Source organism: Trinickia dinghuensis (genome assembly GCF_003367175.1).
Classification (GTDB): Bacteria; Pseudomonadota; Gammaproteobacteria; order Burkholderiales; family Burkholderiaceae; genus Trinickia; species Trinickia dinghuensis.
Genome location: NZ_QRGA01000016.1, coordinates 139,862 through 159,279, shown reverse-complemented (window position 1 = coordinate 159,279; position 19,418 = coordinate 139,862). Strand labels below are relative to the sequence as shown.

Sequence of the window (19,418 nt, the reverse complement as noted above, 5' to 3'; positions counted from 1 at the left end):
GCATGAAGCCTTCAACGTCCACCGCTTCCGCGCAAGCCGCGCCGCTGACCGTCTGCCTCGTCTGCAATACGGGCTTTGCGATCTATACGTATCGGCAAGGCGTCATTCGCATGCTTGTTGCCAAGGGCGTGCGCGTGATCGTGCTCGCGCCGCGCGACCGCACGTTTGCCTTGCTCGAGCAGATGGGTTGTCAATGCATCGACCTGCCGGTCGCATCGAAGGGCACCAATCCGCTCCGCGATCTGCACACGCTCGCGGCGCTCTATAGGCACTATCGGACAATTCGGCCCGACGTCGTGTTCCATTACACGATCAAAGCTAATATTTACGGGTCCGTCGCCGCTTGGCTCGCGCGCGTGCCGTCGATCGCCGTGACGACCGGTTTAGGCTACGTGTTCATTCAAAAGAGCCGGGCCGCGAGCGTCGCCAAAGCGCTCTATCGGTTTGCGTTCCGCTTTCCGAGGGAGGTGTGGTTTCTCAATCGCGACGATCACACGGCATTCCTCGACGAGCGGTTGCTCGCGCACCCCGAGCGCGCGAAGCTGCTCCACGGCGAAGGCGTGGACATCGATCATTTCGGCCTGACGCCGCTGCCGCGAAGCGAGCACGTCACGTTCGTGCTGATCGGACGCCTGCTCTGGGACAAAGGTGTCGGCGAGTACGTCGAGGCGGCCCGCATCCTCCGTGCGCGCCACCCGCAGGCGAGGTTTCAACTGCTCGGTCCGGTGGGCGTCGACAATCCGAGCGCCATCGCGCAGGCCGACATTGACGGCTGGACCGGCGAAGGCCTCGTCGAGTATCTCGGCGAAGCGCACGACGTGCGCCCCTTCATCGCACAGGCCGATTGCGTCGTGCTGCCGTCGTACCGGGAAGGGGTGCCGCGTACGTTGATGGAAGCTTCCGCGATGGGGCGGCCCATCGTCGCCACGGACGTGCCGGGCTGCCGCGAAGTCGTCGACGACGGCGTCACGGGGTTGCTCTGCGAAGTCAAGAATGCGCAAAGTTTGGCGGCCAAACTCGAGCGGATTTTGAACATGGACGAACCCGCGCGCCGCGAGATGGGGCTGCGCGGACGAGACAAAGTAGCGGCCGAATTCGACGAAGCACTCGTCATCGAACGCTATCGGCAAACGCTGCACGCATTGACCGGCGAGAACGTATTTCAGAGTACATACGGAGTACAACGATGACATCGCACGCGCCGCGAGGCGCCATACTCGTTACCGGGGGAGCCGGCTTCATCGGTTCGCATACGGCCGTCGAGTTGATATCGAGCGGCTATGACGTCGTGGTCGTGGACAACCTCGTCAACAGCAAGCGCGAGGCCGTGAACCGCATCGAGCGTATCGTCGGACGCCCGGTGCCTTTCTATGAAGTCGATGCGTGCGATGGCGCCTCGCTAGCGAAAGTTTTCGACGACCACCCGATTGCGGGGGCCATTCATTTCGCCGCGCTCAAGGCCGTCGGCGAGTCGGTCGCCAAACCGATCGAGTACTACCGCAACAACGTGGACAGCCTACTCGTGCTGCTCGACACGCTGCGCGCGCGCAACGTCAAGCGGCTCGTGTTCAGCTCGTCGGCAACGGTGTATGGAATGCCCGAGCGCTCGCCCGTCGACGAATCGTTCCCGCTGTCGGCGACGAACCCCTATGGGCAATCGAAGATCATCGCCGAGCAGATACTGCGCGACATCGAACGCGCCGATCCGAACTGGCGCATCGCGACGCTGCGCTACTTCAACCCGGTGGGCGCGCACGAGAGCGGGCTCATCGGCGAAGACCCGGCAGGCATCCCGAACAATCTGATGCCGTATGTTGCACAGGTGGCCGTCGGCAAACTCGAGAAGCTGCGCATCTTCGGCGGCGATTACGATACCCCCGACGGCACGGGCGTGCGCGACTACATCCACGTAGTCGATCTCGCGCGCGGACATATCGCGGCGCTCGACGCGCTCGATGCCCACGGCAGCCTCGTCGTCAACCTCGGGACGGGGCGCGGCTACTCGGTGCTCGAAGTCGTGCGCGCGTTCGAGGCGGCCTCGGGCCGTGCCGTACCGTACGAAATCGTCGCGCGCCGCACGGGCGATGTCGCCGCGTGCTTCGCGAGCACGCAAGCGGCCGAGCGCTTGCTCGGCTGGCGCGCGCAGTATGGGCTCGAACGGATGTGCGAGGACCACTGGCGGTGGCAGGCGATGAATCCGCAGGGGTACGAGTAAAGCGCGTAGTTAGATGTCAACCGTCGTCAGCGACAGAGCAGTAAGTAATAAATCGAAAGAAATAACGCATGATGTAGCGTTGATTCGCCTGGCTCTCCTAGCTAGAGTAAATCGGCCATCGCCGGTGCCGGATCCAACACCACGGGTTCGCGCTGGTGATTATCCGGTTACTACGGTGACGCATGCGAAAGCCCCTGCAATTATCAGAACAAAGAGACGCAAAGAAATTATCGCCGATCTTTTCGATCCCCTCCCGCTTGAAGGCTATAGGCATTACAGCCGGCACGCTCGCACTTGCTTCCGGTGGGCTCGTCCGAGCAGGCCCGTGGGCGCCCTCTTCGGTTCAAAACGCTATTTCGTTATCTTCACCCGCTATAACGGCGGACCCTGTTTACACTCTTTCGGGCAAAGTTTCCCAAACGGCACGCTCCAATCTATCCGAGCTCTATTTCAGCGTGAACGGCAGCAGTTATATTCCGTTATTGCTTAAAAGCGATGACACGTTTATAACAAATGTAACGTTACATTTCGGAAAGAACGTCGTTGCAGTCGAACTATGTAATGGCCCGCACTCGTGCCGCACTCGATTTCAAGAGCCGGTCCTATTGGAGGAGCGCTCGGCACCGGCCGCACAATCCATGGACGATCGTTCGGCAACTGCAAGAGGATCCGACGGGGCCGGCTTCCAGCAAAGCAGCCCGCAGCAACTTCGCTTCCGCGACTCGAAGGATCCGGCCGGCATCATAGCCGACTTCACGCAGATCGACACGGACGGACATTATCGCGTAAGGGGCTCGGCACGACGAGGACGACTCGACGCGGCAACCGGCGTCATCGGTCACGCCGCCCCCGCTCCGCTAAACGTCAAGCACAACGATTTTGCCGGTATCGTGTCTCTGGCGCCAGGTTGGAACACGGTCACGATTTTGACGGCCGACCTGACAGGCGAGGTAGGTAAAGCAGCGTTCCAAGTGTATCGCCCGCAATTGCGGAGCATGCTCCTCACCGATCCGAAGCTGGTCGCGTTGAAGCCGCTCATTGCAAGCATCTACGCGAGCTACGGCATCGATGCGGATTCGCCACCGCTCGAGCAAACTCGAGCGGTGCGAGATTGGGTTGCGCGCACGATGGTTCATCCGGAGTCACGATTTCACCCGAACGGCAGCGTCGCAGACGCAGCGGTCTTGCCAGCCAGCACGTCCTGGGAAGATGTGAACGCAATCTTGACGTGGAACAAGATCGAGGCGGACCAGACGTTTTGGGAGAAATTCCATTACGACGGATATGCAATGCTCGACGCACTGCTAGGCACGCTCGACCGGGCGTCTAGCCGGCGCGAAAACAACGGTTTGATGGAGCAAATCGAGCCGGGCCGCTTTCGCATACGCGATATTCGAACCTTCAAGTATCCGTTTTGCACTTATCAGGTTGCCGTCCTCCAAGTGTTGTGGGCAGCAGCCGGTTTTGCGAGCGTGGCGCTTTCAGTCAACGGCCATGACCCCGCCGCCGTGTTCATTCCCAACGAGGGATGGGTATACAGCGACCCAACGTTCAACGAAGAACTGCGCGCTTCGCAGCACGACTCGCCCCTGGCTCCGGCCGAAGCGCTCGATCTCGCGCGCAGCGGCGCTCGAGCGGATCTTCACCCCTTGAAAGGCATCGGCCCGGGGCGCACCGGCCCCCTGTGGGACAACGAGCAGTATATTGCGGGTTCGGCGACTTATTTCGACTTCGTACGCAACGGGTTCTCGTATCTGCGGGTGCTGACAGACAACCGCCTGCTGGGCGGGCGCCCCGATCGTCAAATCGTCACGGTTAGCGGGTCGGACGACCCGAAGCCCGGCCCGGTGGTTTCGCCTGAGGCGGCATTTCGCGCGCCGCCGGACGATGCTTCGGCAATACGCGACGCACGTACGCTTCGGCTCGTGCCCTAAAGTGCCTCGGCCGTAGGCGAAACGCTCACAGCGCGATGCTACAATCACGCCTTTTTTAGGCGTATTGTCGCAAAAACGCCCTTGCCATGCGAAGCGCAAACATCAAATACCTGCCCGAGGTCGACCACTTGCGCGCGCTTGCCGCGGTGCTGATCGTGTTCTTCCATGGCTTCCAGCTCTTCCTCGCCAAAATCGCGTACAACGCCGATCCGAACATTAGCCAGTGGGTCCACACGACAAACCCACTGCTTGCGGTCATCGTCGAAGGGCATACCGCTGTCGCGCTGTTCATGGTGCTGACCGGTTTTATCTTCACTTACGGTACCTACGACGCGCCGTTCTCGACTCGATTGTTCTTGGTCAATCGGGTTCTGAGAATTTATCCACTTTTCGTCGCCTTGATTCTTGCCGGAATCGTTGTCTATCCGAGCAACTTCTCGTTCCTGGGTCTACTGCAAACGCTTTTCCTGTTTGCCAATTTTCCCGGTGCGCTGGATGTGCACGAGTACTCGAATATTTTTTGGTCGATTTCAGTTGAATTTCAGTTCTATCTGATTTTTCCCGTTCTTATTTTCGTTACGAGAAAGCGCGGGATCGGATTCCTAGTTCAACTCGTTGCCGTCGCCATCGCGTTTCGCATGCTGATCATCTTGTCGGGCGGGCGGCCGAACATCATCTCCTATTCGTACATCAATGGCCGAATCGATCAGTTCGTGCTCGGCATGCTGGCCGCATTTGCACTGCGCAAGGGTCTACTGACACCTGCGCGATGCCGCTGGCTGCTGGCGCCCGCGGCTGCGTCCGTCATCGCGATTCTGTACGGCTTTCATCGCCTCGGCGGCTTCCCGCTCGCCGATCCGTGGAAAATCGTTTGGCCGACCATCGAGGGCGGGATGTGGGCCCTGCTCGTGGCATCTTACGTGGGCGCTAGTTTGCGCATGCCCGCGCTAGTGTCCTGGATCCTTTGCAAAATCGGCGAGCGAAGCTTTTCGATCTATTTGCTGCATTTCGTCCTGCTGACTATTCTCGTCAAGCATAACGTCACGATATCCGTCGGTCGTCCTGGGCTATCCGCAATCGTCAGTACCGCCGTGCTGCTATTGCCCGTGACGCTGGCCCTGTCGGCTCTGACGTATAGCACGATCGAGGAACCGTTCCTCAACCTCCGGAAGCGGTACATCGAGAAACAACCCGCAGTCGCGCCGCCTGAGGCCGTAGAGAGTCAGTAACGGTTGTCGCACACGGCGGGGGAGCGCAGAGGCGCAGCCCCCGAACGTGCCATCCTCGCGGGTCACAACCAGAGCACCTCAGCTCGCGGCTTCCGACTTCACCGCCTTCAGTGTCGGCACGACAGGAGATTGATACTCCGGCACCCAGCGCCTCAAATCACGGCGTACCTCGTCGTCGGAGAGCACCCGACGCTGAGTGAGCCACGGCAGTAATTCGTCGAGGAAGTGGCTCGACACTTCGCGAGCTCGTGCTATACGCAGCTTCGGATGCGGCGTGCGCGTCGTCGTTTCGTCGTCGGCGAGCAACTCCTCGTAGAGCTTTTCCCCCGGACGCAGTCCCGTGAAGTCGATGCCGATATGATCCTCCGTGTAGCCGTACAATCGAATCAAATCGCGCGCCAAATCCACGATCTTGACGGGCTGCCCCATGTCGAGGATGAAAATCTCGCCACCATGCCCCATGCTCGACGCCTGCAAAACCAATTGCGACGCTTCGGGAATCGTCATGAAAAACCGCGTGATTTCCGGATGTGTGACAGTCAGCGGCCCCCCCTTCTTGATCTGCTGCTCGAACTTCGGAATCACGCTCCCCGCGCTACCTAGCACGTTGCCGAACCGAACCGTCTCGAACTGCGTGCCGTTGCTCGTCTGCTGAAGCGCCTGGCACGTCATTTCAGCTAGACGTTTGCTGGCCCCCATCACATTGGTCGGATTCACTGCCTTATCCGTCGAAACCAGAACAAAGCGTTTCACGTCATGACGAATCGCCGCCCGTGCGACGCGATAGGTACCGAGCACGTTGTTGCGGAGGGCTTGCCACGCATTGAGTTCTTCCATGAGCGGCACGTGCTTGTACGCTGCCGCGTGGAAGAGAATATGCGGCGTATATTTCGCCAGCACCTGATCGATCAAAAGCGAGTCTTTCACGTCACCGATGATGGGAACGACAGCCAACTCGGGAAAGCGGTCGTGAAGTTCCTCGATCAGCCGGTACATTGCGTACTCCGACGAATCCACTGCGACCAACTGGGCCGGAGCAAACCGCTGAATCTGCCTGCACAACTCCGAACCGATCGAGCCGCCGGCCCCGGTCACCATGACCACTCGGCCGTGCAACAGTGCCTCGACGTGCGGCATGTCGATTTTGACGGCCTCGCGGCCGAGCAAATCTTCAAGATCGATCTCTCGCACGTGCGACAGAAACGCGTCTCCTTGCGCCAGCGACGTTAGCGCGGGCAAGACCATCGACTTGACACCAGCCCGAACACACAGCATCGCGGCGCGGCGTTGCGCCTCGGCCGATGCGGACGGAATCGCGACGATCGCATGCTCCGCGCCGAGCGTCGCTGCCCAATGCCCTAACTCGCCAAGCGGCCCCAGCACCTTGTAGCCATAGATTTCCCGGCCTTGCTTAGCCGGGTCGTCATCGAGAAGGCCGACCAGACGCCACTCGCCGGAGCGCGACAGCTCGCGCGCCAAACTGGCCCCGGCACCGCCAGCCCCGAGAACGATGACCGGTTTTCCCTGAGCGATCAGCGCACCATACAGATAGAACTCCTTCCCGGAGCGATAAAGCGCACGTGCGCCCCCCATGAGGAGAAACAAGAGAGGAGGCGCGACTGCCAACACCGAGCGCGGAATGACCGGACTGGGCCGCAGCATGACCGCGCCCACGACGACTAGGAGCGCTCCGGCCGTCACCGCCTTCGAAATACGCAGAAGATCGGGCAAGCTCGCAAAGCCCCACATGCCCCGATACAGGCCAAAAGCCCGAAACATCACGGCGTATATGGGCAGGAGCCACACCAGCGACCGCGATGCACTCGCTAGAAAATCGGCCGGGACGCTTCCGTTAAACCTGATCAAATAAGCGGCGAACCAGGTACCGACCACCGCGCACAAATCGAACGCGAATGCACAGAGCGATAGCCACGCTGCCTTTTGTCGAAACATGGGGATCATCCTGAACGGGTTGCATAGGTTTGTCTGGCGAACTGGCAGCAGGGAAGCGAGGCTACGCCCGTCAACAAGCGTGTCAGTGAGTCACTCCCTCGCGCCTCGCGACCTTCACGAAGGTTAGCCACAGGATCCGGACATCCCAGGCTACGGAGCAGCGCTGCAAATATTCCACGTCGAGAGCAACCTTCGCGGGAATGGGCAGCTCGTCGCGACCGTTGATTTGCGCCCAACCTGTCAGCCCCGGCACCAGCCGGTCGACGCCCGCATTCGTGCGTAGCTCGATTAGGTCATACTGATTGAAGAGTGCCGGTCTCGGGCCGACGAAGCTCATGTCGCCTTTAAAGATGCTCCACAGCTGCGGCAGCTCGTCAAGGCTGCTCTTTCGCAGAAAGCTACCGATAGGCGTCAGATAAGCGTCGGGTTTCGAGAGCAGATGCGTCGCGACGGCAGGCGTTCCGACCCGCATACTCCTAAATTTCGGCATCCGAAAAATCCTGTTGTTCCTACCCACCCGATCGGACCAATACAGGGCCGGGCCAGGCGAGGTCAAACGCACGGCCAGCGCCACCACGATGATTGGCACGAGCAAGATCACGCCCACGACGGTAGCCAACAAGAGGTCAAAAAAACGCTTCATCGATTTGTTTCGTATTTGAACAAGGAACCCGGAAAATCCTCGGAGCCCGCGCGCGAGGCGACATGTCAACGATCGCGTCCCGTCGACGGCCGAAGCGCAACAGCGGAGCGCGGCGAGAGAGCTGGGCAGTGCAATCAATGATAGTTGTCGCGTCGCGCCTCCGTGAAACCGCGCATAGTATAATGCCCCCCCACACGCCGGAACGGCTCACGTCGCGAGAAAGCGGGGGCCCGAACTACAGCGCACGGCAAGGGCGGCCCGTCGGCTGTCAGCACAAACGATATCGGAGACCGCGCTCGGCCACTGGAAATTGGCCCATGAGTGCCGTCCGCACGCCGCGCCAAACCGTATGCGGCTGTTTGAGAGTCTGACCTCGGGCGTGTGCGACCAAGCGGAGCCGGTCGATTGGGCACCAGACATACTCGGGCTTACCGAACACGATACTCAATGAAGCTTCTCATTGTCAGCCAGTACTTCCATCCCGAGTCGTTCCGGATCACCACGTTGTCCCAAGACCTCGCCGAGCGCGGCGACAGCGTCACGGTATTGACGGGCCAACCGAACTACCCGAGCGGGCAAATCGCGGACGGGTATCGCGCCTGGTCGTTTCGGCGTGAAAGACTCGGCAACGTCGAAATCATTCGCATACCGCTGTATCCGCGTAAAAACGGCGCCGCGGTGCATCTTGCGTTGAACTACCTGAGCTTCGTCGTAGCCGGCATCCTCTTCGCGCCTTGGATGCTGCGCAGGCAGCGCTTCGACGCCATCTTCGTCTACGCGATTTCGCCGCTGCTTCAAGCTTTGCCTGCCATTTGGCTCAAATGGATCAAGCGAGCGAAGCTTATCGTCTGGGTGCAGGACCTATGGCCTGATGCGCTAAAAGAAACCGGCTTCGTCAAAAATCGGTTCCTGCTGGACGCCACCGCGGTGGTCGTCAAATATATCTATCGCCTCTCGGATTCCGTGCTCGTGCAATCGGACGGTTTCGTCGAACCGGTTGCCCGTCTCTGCCCACGCGACAAAATCGCCGTGTTCCCGAACAGCGCCGAAGCCGTGTTTCTACGCGACGGCTTGGCCGACCCATGCCCAATCTCGAGCCTCGACGAAGGATTCAACATCGTATTCGCCGGCAACTTGGGCACAGTGCAGGCCTTACCCACCGTACTCGACGCGGCAGAACTGTTGCGTGAGCATACCGATCTGCGGATCTTCCTGGTCGGCACCGGCGCACTCGCGCAACAATTGCGAGAAGAGATAGTGCGTCGGGATCTGAAGAACGTAATCATGGCCGGACATTTTCCGATCGAGCAAATGCCGGCGATCCTCGCGAGGGCGTCGGCCTTGCTGGTCACGCTCAAGGACGCCGCGCTCGGCCGTTACACGGTACCAAGCAAGATACAGGCATACCTGGCGGTCGGACGCCCCATCATCGCGGCGTTGAACGGCGAAGGCGCGCGCGTCGTCGACGCGGCGCAAGCGGGTTTGAGTTGCCCGAGTGAAAACGCGTCGATGTTGGCGGACCGGATCCTGAGGCTTTATCGCATGTCGGCGCAGGAGCGCGACACGCTCGGTAGAAACGGCAAGGCCTTCTTCAAGAAGCACTACGACCAGAGCGTCTTGAATGACTGGCTGACCCAACACATTGGGGCGCTCAACCGACCCTGAGTCCGACCACTCTTGGACGCAACCCAATCCATTCATCACAACCGCACATACTATGAACGTTCTCGTCCTCGGCGCCTCCGGCATGCTCGGAAACGCCGTCTTTCGGTACTTCTCCGGCGACGCCGACTATCGGACGTACGGTACGGTCAGGCAGCATGCCGCGCTGCGCCACTTCGAGCCGCGCCTGCATCGGCACCTCCTATGCGGCGTAGACGTGCTCAACCCTGACTGGCTGGCACGCGCGTTCGAGTCGGCCAAACCCGATGTGGTCGTCAATTGCGTGGGCCTGATCAAGCAGTTGGAAACCGCGAACGACCCGCTTGAAGCATTGCCGATCAACGCGTTGCTGCCCCATCGCGTCGCGAGGATGGCCTCGCTCGTGGGCGCACGGATGATTCACGTCAGCACCGATTGCGTGTTTTCCGGCCGCCAAGGCAACTATCTCGAGTCCGATCTTCCCGATGCAACCGACCTATACGGACGCAGCAAGCTGCTCGGCGAGGTGGATTACCCGCACGCCATCACGCTTCGCACCTCGATCATCGGACACGAGTTCGGGCGTACGACGGCACTGGTCGATTGGTTCCTGAGTCAAACGCAGTCCGTCAAAGGCTTCCGAAAAGCCGTGTTTTCGGGCGTGCCGACCGTCGAGTTGGCACGCGTCATGAAAGATTTTGTCTTGCCCCACCCTGAGCTACGGGGCCTATATCATGTCGCGGCCAAACCGATCGCCAAGTTCGATTTGTTGACGCTGGTTGCGCGCGAGTACGGCAAGACCATCGAAATCGTCGCGGATGACGCGCTCGCAATCGATCGATCCTTGAATGCCACGCGCTTTCATGAAGCAACCGGCTATTCAGCACCGGAATGGCATGCACTGATCGATACGATGCACCAGTTCAAATGAATGCTGAGGAGTAAGTAATGTTCGACGAAAAAGTATTGATGATCACAGGGGGCACCGGTTCGTTCGGCAACGCCGTACTGAAGCGTTTTCTCAACACCAATGTGCAGGAAATTCGCATCTTCAGCCGGGACGAGAAGAAGCAAGAGGACATGCGGATCGCGCTCTCCCATCCGAAACTGAAGTTCTATATCGGCGACGTGCGCGACGCATCCAGCGTGCGTGATGCGATGAAAGGGGTCGACTACGTATTCCACGCCGCGGCACTCAAACAGGTCCCCTCGTGCGAGTTCTACCCTATGGAAGCGGTTCGCACCAACGTGATCGGCGCGGAAAACGTGCTCGACGCGGCAAGCGCGAGCGGAGTTGACCGCGTCGTCGTACTCAGCACGGACAAGGCAGTTTATCCGATCAACGCGATGGGCATCTCCAAAGCGATGATGGAAAAACTCATGGTTGCGAAATCCCGCATTCAGCGGCAGGGCGACCCCGTGATGTCGGCCACGCGCTATGGGAACGTCATGGCATCGCGCGGATCGGTGATCCCGTTGTTCATCAATCAGATCAAGGAAGGCAAGGACATCACCGTCACGGATCCTTCGATGACGCGTTTTCTGATGTCTCTCGACGATTCGGTAGACCTGGTGCTGCATGCGTTCGAGCACGGCAAACAGGGGGATATTTTTGTGCAGAAGGCGCCAGCCTCGACCGTGGGCGATCTAGCTCAGGCACTGTCGGAGCTGTTCGACGGCAAGAGCAAGGTCCGCGTGATCGGTACGCGCCACGGCGAAAAATTGTATGAATCGTTGGTATCGCGAGAGGAAATGGCACGCGCGGAAGATATGGGCCGCTATTACCGCATTCCGTCCGATGACCGCGACCTCAACTACAACAAGTACTTCGTCCAGGGAGAAACAAGCATCTCCCAGTCGGAGGACTACACGTCGCACAATACGGAGCGACTGGATGTGAAGCAGATCAAAGACCTGCTCCTCAAGCTCGACTACGTCCAGGAGGCGCTCCGTGCTTAAGGTGATGACGATCGTCGGCACGCGGCCCGAATTGATCAAAATGAGCCGCGTAATCGCGGAGCTCGAACGCCACACGCACCACGTGCTGGTCCACACCGGGCAAAACTTCGACTACGAACTCAATCAAGTCTTCTTCGACGACTTGGAAATCCGGCGCCCAGACCATTTTCTCGAGGTCGCTGCTGGCTCGCCCGCCGAAACGATAGCGCGCGTCATCGAGCGCGCCGACAAGATCATCGAGACAGAGCGCCCCGATGCTTTGTTGCTGTACGGCGATACGAACTCTTGCCTCGCCGTCATCCCCGCCAAACGGAGAAAAGTACCGGTCTTCCACATGGAAGCGGGGAATCGCTGCTTCGATGAGCGCGTGCCGGAAGAACTGAATCGGAAAGTGCTGGATCACTTGTCCGATATCAATCTCGTGTTGACCGAGAACTCGCGCCGTTATCTGCTCGATGAGGGCATTCGTCCGGAAACGATCTTTCGTACCGGCTCGCACATGCGCGAGGTGCTCGATTACTACGCACCGAAGATCAACGCTGCAAATGTCGTAGAGCGCCTCGGCCTCAAGCCTCGAGAATATTTCATCGTCAGCGCTCATCGTGAAGAAAACGTCGACTCGCCTGAGGCGCTGCACGACCTGCTCGACACGCTCGAGGCGCTCGTGCACGAGTTCGGTCACCGCGTTCTGGTTTCGACACATCCGCGTACGCGGGCGCGCTTGACGGCTCTCGATCGGAAGCTGCCGGAGGATCGGATCGAGTTCGCCAAGCCTTTCGGGTTTGTCGACTACATCAAGCTCCAAAAGGAGGCGTTCTGCGTCTTATCCGATAGCGGCACGATCACGGAGGAGACGTCGCTACTGAACCTGCGCGCGGTGACGATCCGCAATGCGCATGAACGCCCGGAAGGGATGGATGTGGGCACGCTAGTCATGTGCGGGCTGAAGAAGGAACGTGTGATCGACGCGGTGCGCATGGTCGTGAGCCAATCCGACACGGGCGAGCGCCCCGTATTGCCGGTCGGAGACTATGAGAACCCGCATGTGTCGACCCAAATCGCGCGCATCGTTCTCAGTTACACCGACTACGTCAACCGCACCGTGTGGCGAAAGACTCCATAGAACCATGCTCAGTTTCGCGCTCGGCTTTTTGATATCGCTTTCAGTTACGCTGCTGATCGTTCGTTATGCGCATTTGCATGAGAAATTCTCGGTCGATAGCGATCTAGCGGGCGTACAGAAATTTCACGTTCGCCCGGTACCGAGGATCGGCGGCGTCGGGATCGTGATCGGACTTGTCGGCGCAACCGTGCAATTGCTCGGCCCCTATCCAGCTGTCGCACGCGGCATTCTCGCTCTCGTGGCGTGTGGCATACCGGCCTTTGGTTCAGGGTTAATCGAGGATCTGACGAAACGAGTCAAACCGTCCGCGAGGCTCGTCGCGACAATGAGCGCTGCGGCAATCGCTTACTTCGCGATAGGCATCGCCGTCACGCGCATCAGCGTGCCGCCGCTCGATTTCCTGTTGTCGTACGCGGCCATATCGTTCATCGTCACCGTGCTGGCCGTGGCCGCGTTGGCCAACGCCGTCAATATCATCGACGGGTTCAACGGGCTAGCGTCGATGGTTGCGTTGATGATGTTCGCATCGTTGGCCTACGTCGCGTTTCGGCTATCGGACCCCGTCGTGCTCTCGACGTCGCTCATCATGATGGGTGCGGTGCTCGGCTTCTTCATTTGGAATTTTCCGGCCGGCCTCATCTTCTTGGGTGACGGCGGAGCGTACTTCATCGGCTTCATGCTGGGTGAACTCGCAATTGCACTCGTCATGCGGCACCGCGAAGTGTCGGCGTGGTACCCCGTATTGCTGTTCGTCTATCCGATCTTCGAAACTTGCTTTTCCATCTATCGCAAGAAGTTCGTGCGCGGGATGTCGCCCGGCATTCCCGACGGGGTCCACCTGCATATGCTCGTGTACAAGCGACTCATGCGGTGGGTCGTAGGCGCCAAAACCGCGCGCGAGATCACGAGGCGAAACTCGTTTACCTCGCCGTACTTGTGGTTACTCTGCTTGATCGGCGTCATTCCAGCGACTTTGTTTTGGCAGCACACACTGCACTTGTTTTGCTTTGTCGTTGTATTCGCCGTGACGTACGTGTGGCTCTACGTGAGCATCGTGCGGTTCAGATCGCCGCGATGGTTGGTAGTACGCAGAGCCCGAAACAAATGAACCTAGCGCTCCACTCCTGCCGCGCGTAACGCGCGGCAGGACAGATCGGACATCGCCTGCGCGGCAATTCGACTTTAGCTGCCGAACACTGCCATCAATTTGCCACCGCGCATGGACAGGTTCCCCCCCACGCGCCGACCGAGTTCGATACAAGGACGTTCCAGCAGCGCATAGACGGCCGATGCGACTGTGCAAAGGATAATCGCACCCGCGGCGGTAGCGAACCAGAAAAAGAGCGTGTGCCCCGACGTCAAAATGCCACGCATCGATGCGTTATTGAAACCGATCGAAAAAACGAAGCCCTGCAGCAGGTAGATCGAATAGCTGACGTGTCCGAGGCGAATGGCCGGTAGCGTCCCGAAAAGCCCGAACAGCGAAGCGCCGTTGCACACGAGGAAAAAGAATAGCGCGAGGGGCAACGACTGCCCAATCGTGTACGGCCCGGCGTGAATGGCCAAAGTAGCAACCAAAGCGGCAAGCGCAGCGACCGACGATAGGATGCCGTCCGCTTTGACCTTCCAGCCCATCGCATGAAGTGAAGACGTCACCATCCCGACCGAGAACAGCAACACGAAATGCCAAATGGCGTGCGTGCTCCGTACCGACTCGAAAATGGATACGCACAAGAGCACGGCGGCGGAGACCAAATGCCAACGACGGCGCGCCACAAGCGAAAGCGGCAGAAGAGCGATGTAGAACAGCCATTCAAAGCTCAACGACCAAACCACCCCAGCGAGAATCAGACCGGTATGCGCAACACCGTTGATATCCGACCCGGTCAACAGGCCGAGCGTCAGCCATGGCATCAATTCCCGCGCAACGAGGTTCGCCGGTTCATGAAGCTGCCATTGCGAGCGAACCATCACAACGAGCAGGAGCCCGCTGAGCGCTAGCAGGTAGACAGGCCCAATGCGGAACAATCGGCCGACGTAGAGCGAAATCCAGTTCACTCGCCCACCCTTAGCGGCAAGCTTGCCCCAGAACAAGTAGCCGGTGATCATGAAAAAGAGACTGACCGCCATGCTACCCAACTGGGCATAGAAGGGGTTGGGGGGCAAGGTCCAAACGCCGGTTTCCAGCCAGTTCCGGGCAACGAAAGCGTGATGAAACATGACGCTCAACGCCAGATAGCCGCGCATGCCGTCGAGCGACCCAACACGCTGGCCGCGACTGGACTTCGGGTCGTCGATGAAGCTCCAGCATGGCAAAGAAAACAGTGCCGTAACGACGGCAAGAATTAGGAAATAAGGGAGCAGTTGGTCCATATTGTTGACGTCTTGGTCCGGTGGCGTATCGCACCGGCAAGGCGCAAGCTTAACTGCTTTATGGCCCGTATGTGCTGACTATTTCGTGGATCATCCGTCCCCGGGCGCGATGCGTGTCCGCGACACAACTGACGCAACTTCGGACCTCATACGCGGGCGGCCACAAACGCGCCCCCCATTCGCGTCGAGACGAATCGCCGTACTAGCGTGCGTCGGCGCGCGGCGCGCCCGCTCCCCCGTTATGGACGCCGATCAGCAACGCCGCCAGCAACCCCACGAGCGCGCCGAATACGACATATAGCGTTCGTTTGGGCGCTACAGGATTGTGAGAAACAATAATTGTCCCTACCGGCTTCGTGTTGTAGGTGTGGTCCGGGCTCAATCGCATCAAGATGTCCGAACGTTCGGCCTCGAGTTTGAGCAACTGCTCGCGAGCCGTGGACGACATCATGTCGTTCAACAACGCATCGACCACCTTTTGCCCACCTTGGGCGCTACCTGCCATCGAGGTCAGGCGCGCATCAAGCCGATCGTGCCTGGCCGTGGCGGAAGCAATATCCTGATCGAGTTCAGCCAGCCGAGCGTGCAAGCGCTCCACCGCGCCCGTTTCGAGCCCGTTGTGAATAGCGATCAGCTGATTCTGGGTTTCCTGAAGAACGGCCGAGGCATCCTTAGGCGAGAACGCGCGAACTGTGATTTGGACGAAATCGGTGCCGGGGAACGCTTCAGCGCGCAACGTTCGACGTACGAGTTCGGCCAGCGTAGCCTGATCTTTGTCGCCGGAAAGAGGAACGCGGGCCATTACGCCGTTGGCGAACGAGTCGGACTTGAGTCGCGTGACCACCTGCGCAGGTGGCTCCACAACCATACTTTGAGATTCGTCCACTTGCCCGATCTGCAAAACAGACGTGGCTTCCCACACCCGAGGCCGCAAAAACGACAGCCCACCCCCGATAGCTGCTGCTATGGCAGTGAACGCCACGACCCGCCACCATTGGGTGCGGATGAACCAGGCGACATCGCCCGACGCGATTTTTCCATCCATACGCCACATCCGGCCTTGTGCCACGATTTGCTGCTCAGTTGCCATTCGCTCTCCAACGTTGACCGTCGTTTGCTCACGCAAGCGGATAAGCCGACAAAGCTACCCAGTCAATTTGCACCCCGCCCGCAGGGCCGGTCGGCATCGCAATAATAATGAGAAACGACAAACGACATGGCCTTGCAGAGCGTAAGCTAATCAAGAATTATGGGCAAAGACGGGCGTTTGCTCTGTTACAAAAGGTAAGCGGACGTCACTGCCAGGACGGTCGTCGTCAACTCGTCACTTGCGGTGTCCGCGCTGCCCGATCGGCTTTGCCCATCGGATCGATGGAATGCCGGAAGATCTTCAGTTCCGTTGAGGGCGCAAGGTTGGCGAACCGCCAGCGGCCGGCGCGCGACGCATCCGCTCAGCCCCCAATCCGTCTTATGCCGTTCGCTTTGCCCCGACATAGCGTCGGCCGGCGATCAGAAGTCCGGCGAAAAGACCGAGCAACGCGCCCACGCCCGCGAACACAGGACGCTTCGGCGTGATCGGCCTGCGCGAGACCGTCGTATCACCGATTACCCGCGTGTTGTACGTACGGTCCGCCCCGAGTTGTCCAACAAGTTGAGCTCGACGTTGTTGTGCCATTTGCAACTGCGCGACGGTGGTTGCGTCGACCATATCGCTGAGCAGTGCTTGAACCGCCCCATTGCCAGTGTCCTTGGACGCCGACACACGTTTTAGCGTTTGCAGTTGGGCGTCCTGCGCAGCTTGCAGCTTTGAAATATTGGTGTCGACGGTTTTCAGCTGGTTTTGCAACCGCCCGCGGACCGCATCTACAACTTCGGCATGGGTCGCAATAAGCTGGTTCTGGGCAACTTCCAACGTTGTCTTCGCTTCTTCCTGCGAGAGGCCACGAACCGACATCGAAAAGAGATTCGTTCCGGGAATCCCAGATGCCAGAAGAGAATGCCGAATCAACGACGTTTGCGCACTTGCATCGTCGTCAAGCGGGAGCTTTAGGCTCCGCAGCACGTCATCGCGGAACGACTCGGTTTGAACGCGCAGCGCGGCTTGGACCAGCGGATCGACGGGCCTGACACCGCCTTCGTCGACCTGGCCGATTTCGACGATCGACGTCGCCTCCCACACCAACGGCTGTGTGTAAGAAAAGCCAAACCCGGCAATCACACCAAGTCCTACGCCAGCAATAACGTACATATACTGCTGACGCAAAAAACGGGCAACGTCCCAAGACGATGACGTATGACCGATGTCGGCGCCCAACGCTTGCCGTGCTTCCCCGAGATACATTTTCTTCTCCAACTATTAAGTGATTCGCCGCGTGTCGAGCGTGCGACCAGGCCGGCTGCGATCAGTGAAGTGTCGGATGAGCGACAGGGGACTCCCTGAGCTCAGGCGCGTGAAACAAATGATCCTTGATTTCATCGTCCGGGCAAAAACCCGACACGCTCGCACCCAGGACCTGAAGGATGGCGGCATGATCGTTCGTAGCACACGCGCGGCGCAGCTTTTGCAACTCGATCTCCATCGCCTCCGGCGACAGACAGACTTCGTTCGCCATCATGATTTTCGAATGCCGCGTCTTTGAAACGTTATCGCCGATCAACAATTCTTCGTACAGCTTTTCACCCGGCCGCAATCCAGTGAAACGAATTTCGATCTCGCCGTCGGAGAATCCCTCCTCCCGCGCGCTAAAACCGCTCAAGTGCACCATTCGGCGGGCAAGATCCAGTACTTTCACCGGCGCTCCCATGTCGAGCACGAATACTTCGCCGCGTCCGCCCATGGCGCCGGCCTGAATGACAAGCTGGGCCGCCTCCGGAATTGTCATGAAGTAGCGCGTGATGTCGGGATGGGTAACGGAGATGGGGCCACCGGCTGCTATCTGTTTACGGAACAGCGGAACGACGGACCCCGACGATCCGAGCACGTTGCCAAACCGGACCATCGAAAATCGCGTCCGAACATTCGTCCGTTGCGCGAACGCTTGAAGCACGAGTTCCGCCATGCGTTTTGTCGCACCCATCACGTTCGTCGGGCGTACCGCTTTATCGGTGGAAATCAAGACGAAGGCATCGACCCCCGCCTTGATTGCCGCCGACGCTGTCGCATAGGTGCCGAACGTATTGTTCAGCACGCCCTCGGTGATGTTGAACTCGACGATGGGCACGTGCTTGTAGGCAGCCGCATGGTAGACAGTCTGGATTCGGTAGCGCGCCATGATACTGAACGCACGCGCTTCGTCCTGCACCGACCCCAGCACCGGCAGGACGGTCACCGGATGCGGCAATGCACGGACGATTTGCAGAATTTCCTGTTCGATCGAATACAGCGCAAATTCCGACTGCTCGTACAACACCAACAACTGCGGCCGCTGAAGCAAAATCTGCCGACACAATTCGGAACCGATCGAACCGCCGGCCCCGGTTATCATGACGCGCTTGCCCTTGATATCGGCATCCAGCAGTTGATGATCCGGCGGTACTGAGTCGCGGCCGAGCAGTTCGTCAATCTCTATCTCACGCACGTCGGAAATCTTCACGTCTCCGCCGATCAGTTCCGTCATACCGGGGATGACGCGAACTTCGACGTGTAGGGATTCCAAGCGATCGATGATCTCGATACGTCGGCCTCGACCGACGGACGGCATCGCCAGCAAAACTTCGCGCACCCCGAATTGGTCGATGAGCCCGGGCAGCCGATCGGTCTCGTAGACTCTTAGCCCCAGGATCTGGAGGCCGCGCAGAGCTGCATTGTCATCGACGAAAGCCACGGGTCTGTACTGCGGGCCCGCTCGCAAAGCAACGGCCAACGCGCGGCCGGCGCTGCCGGCGCCGTAGATGACGACAGGAATCTTACGGCGCGATTCCGAAGACACGATATTGCGCAAAGCGGCACGCGCGAGGAAGCGGCTAGCGCCGATATAAATGACCGCGATGAGCCAAACGATCACGAGTGCTCCACGCGGGATGGCAGGCAACTGCAACAGCGCGAGCAATCCCGCGTAAAGCCACACCGAGATGGTCACTGCAACCGCAACCGCGATCAGCGCCCGCTCCTCGATATGACGAATCACGGCCCGGTAGAGTCCGACCCGAATAAAGATCGGAATACTGATGAGCGGAAACAACAGATAGATCCAGCCAGGATGCATCTGCGGAAACGACCACGCGCCCAAACGCAAACCAACGGCAGTCCATAGTGCCAGCGGCAGCAGTACGGCATCCGCAGCCAAAATCACAAGGCTTTTGAAGACACGCGGCAGATTCGCAATACGCTTCAACATTTCAATTTCTT

15 protein-coding genes are annotated in these 19,418 nt (G+C 59.3%); 9 read left to right on the top strand and 6 right to left on the bottom strand.

Features of this window, described 5'->3' with window-relative positions; translation table 11 throughout:
- Positions 1-2: 2 nt before the first annotated feature.
- The 4 genes from DWV00_RS25690 to DWV00_RS25675 all read left to right on the top strand — a co-directional run bounded on the left by DWV00_RS25690 (position 3) and on the right by DWV00_RS25675 (position 5,378).
- Complete coding sequence (locus tag DWV00_RS25690) at positions 3-1,190, top strand: glycosyltransferase family 4 protein (protein ID WP_115536435.1); 1,188 nt, start codon at positions 3-5, stop codon at positions 1,188-1,190.
- Positions 1,187-2,215, top strand: a complete 1,029-nt coding sequence (gene galE, locus DWV00_RS25685; RefSeq protein WP_115536434.1) for a UDP-glucose 4-epimerase GalE — start codon at positions 1,187-1,189, stop codon at positions 2,213-2,215. The genes DWV00_RS25690 and galE overlap by 4 nt, the downstream gene beginning before the upstream one ends.
- A 182-nt stretch (positions 2,216-2,397) precedes the next feature.
- Positions 2,398-4,149 carry a hypothetical protein gene (locus DWV00_RS25680; protein ID WP_147297976.1) on the top strand — a complete coding sequence of 584 codons (1,752 nt, stop codon included), beginning with the start codon at positions 2,398-2,400 and terminating at the stop codon, positions 4,147-4,149.
- Positions 4,150-4,235: 86 nt separating this feature from the next.
- Entirely contained in the window at positions 4,236-5,378 is a 1,143-nt protein-coding gene (locus DWV00_RS25675) for an acyltransferase family protein (RefSeq protein ID WP_115536432.1), read from the top strand.
- A 78-nt stretch (positions 5,379-5,456) separates the two neighbouring features.
- On the opposite strand, the gene DWV00_RS25670 is transcribed toward DWV00_RS25675, so the two are convergent.
- Positions 5,457-7,331, bottom strand: coding sequence for a polysaccharide biosynthesis protein (locus DWV00_RS25670; protein ID WP_115536525.1), 1,875 nt, complete (start codon positions 7,329-7,331; stop codon positions 5,457-5,459).
- Positions 7,332-7,413: 82 nt separating this feature from the next.
- Positions 7,414-7,974, bottom strand: a complete 561-nt coding sequence (locus DWV00_RS25665) for a sugar transferase (protein ID WP_115536431.1) — start codon at positions 7,972-7,974, stop codon at positions 7,414-7,416.
- 447 nt (positions 7,975-8,421) lie between these two features.
- Between DWV00_RS25665 and DWV00_RS25660 the strand changes: the two genes are divergently transcribed.
- The 5 genes from DWV00_RS25660 to DWV00_RS25640 are packed head-to-tail and all read left to right on the top strand — an operon-like array spanning position 8,422 to position 13,805.
- Complete coding sequence (locus DWV00_RS25660; protein WP_115536430.1) at positions 8,422-9,639, top strand: glycosyltransferase family 4 protein; 1,218 nt, start codon at positions 8,422-8,424, stop codon at positions 9,637-9,639.
- 52 nt (positions 9,640-9,691) lie between these two features.
- The gene (locus DWV00_RS25655) at positions 9,692-10,546 is read left to right on the top strand and encodes a dTDP-4-dehydrorhamnose reductase family protein (protein ID WP_115536429.1); all 855 of its coding nucleotides are present in this window, start codon (positions 9,692-9,694) and stop codon (positions 10,544-10,546) included.
- A gap of 17 nt (positions 10,547-10,563) precedes the next feature.
- Complete coding sequence (locus DWV00_RS25650; RefSeq protein WP_115536428.1) at positions 10,564-11,574, top strand: polysaccharide biosynthesis protein; 1,011 nt, start codon at positions 10,564-10,566, stop codon at positions 11,572-11,574.
- Positions 11,567-12,697 carry a non-hydrolyzing UDP-N-acetylglucosamine 2-epimerase gene (gene wecB / locus DWV00_RS25645; protein WP_115536427.1) on the top strand — a complete coding sequence of 377 codons (1,131 nt, stop codon included), beginning with the start codon at positions 11,567-11,569 and terminating at the stop codon, positions 12,695-12,697. The genes DWV00_RS25650 and wecB overlap by 8 nt, the downstream gene beginning before the upstream one ends.
- 4 nt (positions 12,698-12,701) lie before the next feature.
- Positions 12,702-13,805: an MraY family glycosyltransferase gene (locus tag DWV00_RS25640; protein WP_115536426.1), complete on the top strand. Its 1,104-nt coding sequence runs from the start codon at positions 12,702-12,704 to the stop codon at positions 13,803-13,805.
- 74 nt (positions 13,806-13,879) lie between these two features.
- Here DWV00_RS25640 and DWV00_RS25635 read toward each other — a convergent pair whose 3' ends face one another.
- The 4 genes from DWV00_RS25635 to DWV00_RS25620 all read right to left on the bottom strand — a co-directional run bounded on the left by DWV00_RS25635 (position 13,880) and on the right by DWV00_RS25620 (position 19,407).
- The gene (locus tag DWV00_RS25635) at positions 13,880-15,070 is read right to left on the bottom strand and encodes an acyltransferase family protein (RefSeq protein WP_115536425.1); all 1,191 of its coding nucleotides are present in this window, start codon (positions 15,068-15,070) and stop codon (positions 13,880-13,882) included.
- Between the two features lie 202 nt (positions 15,071-15,272).
- Positions 15,273-16,160, bottom strand: a complete 888-nt coding sequence (locus DWV00_RS25630) for a GumC domain-containing protein (RefSeq protein ID WP_115536424.1) — start codon at positions 16,158-16,160, stop codon at positions 15,273-15,275.
- A 378-nt stretch (positions 16,161-16,538) separates the two neighbouring features.
- On the bottom strand, positions 16,539-17,411 hold the full coding sequence (locus DWV00_RS25625; protein ID WP_147297975.1) for a GumC domain-containing protein: 873 nt from the start codon (positions 17,409-17,411) through the stop codon (positions 16,539-16,541).
- Between the two features lie 61 nt (positions 17,412-17,472).
- Positions 17,473-19,407 carry a polysaccharide biosynthesis protein gene (locus DWV00_RS25620; protein WP_115536422.1) on the bottom strand — a complete coding sequence of 645 codons (1,935 nt, stop codon included), beginning with the start codon at positions 19,405-19,407 and terminating at the stop codon, positions 17,473-17,475.
- Positions 19,408-19,418 lie beyond the last annotated feature (11 nt).

Bases quoted from the DNA above. Each gene is read 5' to 3' on its own strand.
- galE (WP_115536434.1), top strand. From the start codon at position 1,187: ATGACATCGCACGCGCCGCGAGGCGCCATACTCGTTACCGGGGGAGCC.
- DWV00_RS25625 (WP_147297975.1), bottom strand. From the start codon at position 17,411: ATGTATCTCGGGGAAGCACGGCAAGCGTTGGGCGCCGACATCGGTCAT.
- DWV00_RS25660 (WP_115536430.1), top strand. From the start codon at position 8,422: ATGAAGCTTCTCATTGTCAGCCAGTACTTCCATCCCGAGTCGTTCCGG.
- DWV00_RS25620 (WP_115536422.1), bottom strand. From the start codon at position 19,407: ATGTTGAAGCGTATTGCGAATCTGCCGCGTGTCTTCAAAAGCCTTGTG.
- DWV00_RS25675 (WP_115536432.1), top strand. From the start codon at position 4,236: ATGCGAAGCGCAAACATCAAATACCTGCCCGAGGTCGACCACTTGCGC.
- DWV00_RS25665 (WP_115536431.1), bottom strand. From the start codon at position 7,974: ATGAAGCGTTTTTTTGACCTCTTGTTGGCTACCGTCGTGGGCGTGATC.
- DWV00_RS25650 (WP_115536428.1), top strand. From the start codon at position 10,564: ATGTTCGACGAAAAAGTATTGATGATCACAGGGGGCACCGGTTCGTTC.
- DWV00_RS25680 (WP_147297976.1), top strand. From the start codon at position 2,398: ATGCGAAAGCCCCTGCAATTATCAGAACAAAGAGACGCAAAGAAATTA.
- DWV00_RS25640 (WP_115536426.1), top strand. From the start codon at position 12,702: ATGCTCAGTTTCGCGCTCGGCTTTTTGATATCGCTTTCAGTTACGCTG.
- DWV00_RS25655 (WP_115536429.1), top strand. From the start codon at position 9,692: ATGAACGTTCTCGTCCTCGGCGCCTCCGGCATGCTCGGAAACGCCGTC.
- DWV00_RS25690 (WP_115536435.1), top strand. From the start codon at position 3: ATGAAGCCTTCAACGTCCACCGCTTCCGCGCAAGCCGCGCCGCTGACC.
- DWV00_RS25630 (WP_115536424.1), bottom strand. From the start codon at position 16,160: ATGGCAACTGAGCAGCAAATCGTGGCACAAGGCCGGATGTGGCGTATG.
- DWV00_RS25670 (WP_115536525.1), bottom strand. From the start codon at position 7,331: ATGTTTCGACAAAAGGCAGCGTGGCTATCGCTCTGTGCATTCGCGTTC.
- DWV00_RS25635 (WP_115536425.1), bottom strand. From the start codon at position 15,070: ATGGACCAACTGCTCCCTTATTTCCTAATTCTTGCCGTCGTTACGGCA.